Origin of the sequence: Mesorhizobium sp. M7A.F.Ca.CA.001.08.2.1, from assembly GCF_003998455.1 — a bacterium.
Lineage (GTDB): Bacteria > Pseudomonadota > Alphaproteobacteria > Rhizobiales > Rhizobiaceae > Mesorhizobium > Mesorhizobium ciceri.
The window spans coordinates 1-5,848 of the sequence record NZ_RZPW01000386.1; the positions used below are offsets into that span (position 1 = coordinate 1).

Here is a 5,848-nt window from a genome sequence, read left to right on the forward strand (position 1 = left end):
GTTCGAGCGCCGCTCCGAGGGTGTCGCTATCTTCGGCGGTGAAGCGGTCAAGTCGCTCGACGCCACTGAGCGCCGTGCCATCGCGGCCAAACTGATGCCGAGGATTCGCGGCCTGATCTCGGAAAGGAGCCACAAAGCAGGCCATTTCGACGATTCCACTGCTGTGCTCGAATTCGTCAACTCCAGGGATCTGCGCCCGCTGGCGGCACTCGGCACCTCATGCCCCGACCATTTCCTGCGCACCAAGATCCGCCCGCTGGTCATCGAATTCGATCCGGCAAAGCCCGATGTCGATGCCGTCATCGCGCGTCTTGCCGACGACATCGCCGAATATCGCGTTGGCTACCAGGCCTATTACGACAGCTGCAAGCATCCGGACTCGCCCGCCATCCGCGATCCCAATGCCGTCGTCTACCTGATGCCCGGCGTCGGCATGTTCACCTTCGCCGGCGACAAGGCGACGGCGCGCATTTCGGGCGAATTCTATGTCAACGCCATCAACGTCATGCGCGGCGCCTCCACCGTGTCGTCTTATGTCGGCCTGCCTGCACAGGAAGCCTTCGACATCGAGTACTGGCTGCTCGAAGACCTGAAGCTGCAGCGTATGCCGAAGCCGAAGTCGCTTGCCGGCCAGATCGCCCTGGTCACGGGTGGCGCCGGCGGCATCGGCCGCGCCACGGCCAACCGCCTGCTGCGCGAAGGCGCCTGCGTGGTGCTGGCCGACATCGACGAGACAGCACTGGCCAGCGCCAATGACGAACTGGCGAAAGTCTACGGCAGGGACTTCGTGCGGCCGGTGCTGATCAATGTCACCTCGGAGGAGCAGGTCATTTCGGGCTTTGCCGAGACAGCGGTCGAGTTCGGCGGCATCGACATTCTGGTGTCGAATGCAGGGCTGGCCTCCTCGGCGCCGATCGAGGAGACGACGCTGGCGCTGTGGAACAAGAACATGGACATCCTGTCGACCGGTTATTTCCTGGTCTCGCGGGAAGCGTTCCGGCTGTTCCGCGCGCAGAAGATTGGCGGCAACGTCGTCTTCGTCGCCTCCAAGAACGGCCTTGCCGCATCGCCGAACGCCGCCGCCTATTGCACCGCCAAGGCTGCCGAGATCCATCTCGCCCGCTGCCTGGCGCTGGAGGGCGCGGAGGCGCAGATCAGGGTCAATGTCGTCAACCCGGACGCGGTGCTGCGCGGCTCGAAGATCTGGACCGGCGAGTGGAAGGAACAGCGCGCCGCCGCCTACAAGATGTCGACCGACGATCTGGAGGAGCACTATCGCTCGCGTTCGATGCTGAAGCGCTCTGTCTTCCCGGAAGACATCGCAGAGGCGATCTATTTCCTGGCGTCCGACATGTCGGCCAAGTCGACCGGCAACATCATCAATGTCGACGCGGGCAACGCCCAGTCGTTCACGCGCTGAGCGGAGGGGACGATGGAACATATCATCTCCGCCGACCTCGTCGACAAGGACAACGCCGCGCGCAAGGCAAACCTCGAGCGCGACTACGCCTCGCTCGGCGAGCGGCTCGACCGTCGCGGCATCGCCATCGACGCTATCAGAGACAAGGTCGAGAAATTCGCGGTGGCGATCCCGTCCTGGGGCGTCGGCACCGGCGGCACGCGCTTTGCCCGCTTTCCCGGTGCCGGCGAGCCACGCGACATCTTCGACAAGATCGAGGATTGCGCCGTCATCCAGCAATTGACGCAGGCGACGCCGACCGTTTCCCTGCACATTCCGTGGGACAAGGCCGATCCGAACCGGCTGAAGCAAGCGGCCTCGCGCTTTGGCCTCGGCTTCGACGCCATGAACTCCAACACCTTTTCCGACGCCAAGGACCAGAAGCTCTCCTACAAATTCGGCTCGCTGGCGCATGCCGACGCCGGCACGCGCCGGCAAGCGGTCGAGCACAATCTCGAATGCATCGAGATCGGCAAGACGCTCGGCTCCAAGGCGCTGACGGTGTGGATCGGCGACGGTTCGAACTTTCCCGGCCAGGTCAATTTCGCCAAGGCATTCGAGCGCTATCTCGACGCCATGAAAGAGGTCTACGCCGGACTGCCCGCCGACTGGAAGCTGTTCAGCGAGCACAAGATGTACGAGCCGGCCTTCTATTCCACCGTCGTGCAGGACTGGGGCACCAACTACATGATCGCGCAGGAGCTGGGCGACAAGGCGTTCTGTCTCGTCGACCTCGGCCACCATGCCCCAAACGTCAACATCGAGATGATCGTGTCGCGGCTGATCCAGTTCAAAAAACTCGGCGGCTTCCACTTCAACGATTCGAAATATGGCGACGACGATCTCGATGCCGGTTCGATCGACCCTTACCGGCTGTTCCTCGTCTTCAACGAACTGGTCGACGCCGAACTTTCCGGCGCCGAGGGGTTCGACCCGGCCCACATGCTCGACCAGAGCCACAACGTCACCGATCCGATCGAAAGCCTGATGCTATCGGCAGTCGAGGTGCAGCGCGCCTATGCGCAGGCGCTGCTGGTCGACCGCAAGGCGTTGGAAGGTTTTCAGGATAGCAATGACGCGCTGATGGCGACGCAGACGCTGAAAGCGGCCTACCGCACCGATGTCGAGCCGATCCTCGCCATGGCGCGGCTGAAGACCGGCGGCGCCATCGACCCGGTCGCCGCCTATCGAGCGGCGGGTTACCGCGCCAAGGTTGCAGCGGAACGCCCTGCAGTCGCTGGCGGTTCGGGCGGCATTGTCTGAGGCCGAGCCGGCCCCCTCATCCGGCCGCTTTGCGGGCCACCGCCCTCCGGGCGTTTGTTGTTCGAAAAGCCAAGCAGTTGGCTTTTCGCCCGCTGCGCGGACCACGCCTCACCCCCGCAGGGGAGAAGAGACTGGCGTCAGCGCTGACACCTCCTCTCCCCTCGGGGAGAGGTCGGATTGCCCCGAATTGCCCTTCGCAATTCGGTTGGCAATCCGGGTGAGGGGGCTCTTTCTCGTGCTCCCTCAATTGTTAGTGGACTCGATCCGTCCAACACGGTCTTCTAGGCATCCCCCCGCCCGGAGAACCGCCATGCCTCTCAACCGTCGGACACTGATCGCCGCCAGTCTTTCCATCACCTTTGTCCTGGCGCCGTTGACGAGTGTCTTCGCCGCCTCGCCGGCGCCGGCCAAGGGCGAGCACGGTATGGTGGTGACGGCCCAGCATCTGGCATCCGAAGTCGGCATCGACGTTTTGAAGAGGGGCGGCAATGCTGTCGACGCGGCGGTTGCCGTCGGCTATGCGCTCGCCGTCGTCTACCCCAATGCCGGCAATATCGGCGGCGGCGGCTTCATGACCATCCGCTTCAAGGACGGCAAATCGACCTTTCTCGATTTCCGCGAGCGGGCGCCGCTGGCGGCGACAAAAACCATGTATCTCGACAAGGACGGAAACCCGGTGAAGGGCGCCAGCCTCGACGGCTATCTCGCCGTCGGCGTACCGGGCTCTGTGGCTGGCTTCGAGATGGCCCGTGAAAAATACGGCAAATTGTCCCGCCAGGATCTGATGGCGCCGGCAATCGGCTACGCCAAGGACGGGTTCATCCTCAATCAGGGCGACGCTGCCTCGTTTGCCGGCAGTGCCGACAGGCTGGCGAAGGACCCCGCGGCCGCCGCCATATTCCTGAAACCCGACGGCAAGCCCTATGGCATCGGCGAGCGGCTGGTTCAGCCCGACCTCGCCGCCTCGCTCGCCGCCATTTCCGAAAAGGGTACGGATGCCTTCTATAAAGGCGCCATCGCTGACGCCATCATCAAGGCGAGCGGCGCCAAGGGCGGCATTCTCGCCAAGCCGGATTTCGAGCAGTATGCGGTGCGTGAGCTCAAGCCCGTGACCTGTACCTATCGCGGCTACGAGATCACCTCCTCGCCGCCGCCCAGCTCCGGCGGCCTCATCATCTGCGAAATCCTCAACGTGCTGGAGGGCTATCCGCTGTCCTATCTCGGCGCAGGTTCCGCCGAGACGGTCCACGTCATGGTCGAGGCGATGCGCTACGCCTATGTCGACCGCAATTCAGCGCTTGGCGATCCTGATTTCGTCGACAACCCGGTCTCGAAACTGCTTGATAAGGCCTATGCCAAGGATATCCGCGACAAGATCGACCCGTTCCGGGCCGGCGTGTCGCAGGATTTGATGCCGAAGGGCTTTGGCGAGAGCAAGGAGACGACGCATTATTCGATCATCGACGATGCAGGCAATGCGGTCGCGGTCACCTACACGTTGAACGGTTCCTTTGGAGCCGGCGTCGTCGCCGACGGCACCGGCATCCTGCTCAACAACGAAATGGACGATTTCACCCAGAAACCCGGCGTGCCCAACCTCTATGGCCTGGTCCAGGGCGAGGCCAACGCCATCCAGCCGAAGAAGACGCCGCTGTCGTCGATGAGCCCGACCGTGGTCGCCAAGGACGGCAAGCCGTTCATGGTCATCGGCAGCCCCGGCGGTTCGCGCATCATCACCATCACGCTGGAAGCGATCGTCAATGTCATCGACCACGGCATGAACATCCAGGAGGCGATCGACGCGCCGCGCATCCACCATCAATGGCTGCCCGACAAGGTGTATGTCGAGCCGTTCGGCCTGTCGCCGGACACAGAAAAGCTGCTGGCCGGCATGGGATATCACCTCGATCTCGCCGACCAGACCTGGGGTCAGGCCGCCGGCATCCTGGTCGGCGGCAAGAGCCTGGCGGAAATCGAGAAAGGCGGCGGCGCGCGCTACAACGGCGCCATCGACAGCCGCGCGGCCTCTGGCGAGGCGCTCGGATACTGACAGCTCGGAGGAAAAGCTTGGAGCAGCGTGGCGATTCGGGTTGATCGCCCGCTGCTCAAGTGGATCGGCTCACACCGACTTGACCGTCACAAGACCAGCGTGAGGGTGGACGCAACCAGCATCAAGGCGGCAATGCCGACGAACAGCGCATAGATGCGCGGCCGGTCGAGCAGCAGCGCATTTCCGGAGATCCAGGCGGATGTGGCGCCGCCAAGCGCGAAGAGGAAGCCGTTGCGGTGCCCGAAGACCATCGATGCGGCCATCAGCCCGCCGATGATCAGCGCACCGAACACGATGATCACGGCAACGGCATATCTCTCGAAATCATTGCCGCTTCCCATGCTCGGGCCGATTGCGTTCAAGGTTGGCAGGTCGTCCGGATCGAAAGGGTTCGTCGACCCGTATTCGTCTTGACCGGCAGGCTCTCGCATCATTCGTTCTCCGTATAGCGGCAACAAATCATCAAGCCTTGCCGAGTGCAACCCGATCACGCTGCCTTGATGCGTTCGACCGGTCCTTGACGTCTTCAGGTGGCGGCTTGCTGCCGGCTTTTGGTTCTTGGCCGTCTTTGGTCTCTCAGGCAATCCAGGAAACGGCTGCCCAAAGGCGACCGTAGCTCCCTCTATCATGGAATGCATTCGTGGAGGAAAAATGATGCGAAGCGCGGATTGGGCTTCGCAAACCGTGATTCGGACGGTGACGTCGCACAGGTTGTTGTACGGGCGAATCGCCTTGCGGCCAGTGGGCGTCTGCGCTTGGCATGCGGTCGCGTGAAAGTTGACTGGGCAGGCATCTTAAATGTTGACTAGTACACTCATGTTTCATAGTCACCGGGCAGTGGTCACTGGAGACCAACCCCCGAAAAGCAGGGCCGGCCGCATTGCAGAGAGACCAAGAGCCCCAGTCGAGAGCCGCGCCCGATCATTTGCGCAGCCGAATGACCCGGCGCCAGGCGCTCGGGCTTTTTTCGCTGCCGTTCGCCGGCATGAGGTCCTCCACGGCTGAAGCCCGTCCGTTGCGCATCGTCTGCCTGGATGACGGGTTGACCGAGACCTTGCTCATGCTCGGTGTCAGCC

General features: G+C 63.0%; 4 protein-coding genes. 3 read left to right on the forward strand and 1 reads right to left on the reverse strand.

The window, feature by feature from the left end; all coding sequences use genetic code 11:
- The 3 genes from EN914_RS21430 to ggt all read left to right on the forward strand — a co-directional run.
- Positions 1-1,420: bifunctional rhamnulose-1-phosphate aldolase/short-chain dehydrogenase (locus EN914_RS21430; RefSeq protein ID WP_127389243.1), on the forward strand; the 1,420-nt coding region annotated here is incomplete at its 5' end.
- A gap of 12 nt (positions 1,421-1,432) precedes the next feature.
- Complete coding sequence (rhaI, locus tag EN914_RS21435) at positions 1,433-2,722, forward strand: L-rhamnose catabolism isomerase (RefSeq protein WP_013533596.1); 1,290 nt, start codon at positions 1,433-1,435, stop codon at positions 2,720-2,722.
- A 310-nt stretch (positions 2,723-3,032) separates the two neighbouring features.
- The gene (gene ggt / locus EN914_RS21440; RefSeq protein WP_024503126.1) at positions 3,033-4,772 is read left to right on the forward strand and encodes a gamma-glutamyltransferase; all 1,740 of its coding nucleotides are present in this window, start codon (positions 3,033-3,035) and stop codon (positions 4,770-4,772) included.
- Positions 4,773-4,858: 86 nt separating this feature from the next.
- On the opposite strand, the gene EN914_RS21445 is transcribed toward ggt, so the two are convergent.
- Positions 4,859-5,206 (reverse strand): hypothetical protein, encoded by a 348-nt coding sequence (locus tag EN914_RS21445; RefSeq protein WP_032808338.1) that lies wholly within the window; start codon positions 5,204-5,206, stop codon positions 4,859-4,861.
- Between the last annotated feature and the right edge of the window lie 642 nt (positions 5,207-5,848).

Excerpts from the sequence above, each read along its gene's own strand:
- rhaI (WP_013533596.1), top strand. The coding sequence starts at position 1,433 with ATGGAACATATCATCTCCGCCGACCTCGTCGACAAGGACAACGCCGCG.
- ggt (WP_024503126.1), top strand. The coding sequence starts at position 3,033 with ATGCCTCTCAACCGTCGGACACTGATCGCCGCCAGTCTTTCCATCACC.
- EN914_RS21445 (WP_032808338.1), bottom strand. The coding sequence starts at position 5,206 with ATGATGCGAGAGCCTGCCGGTCAAGACGAATACGGGTCGACGAACCCT.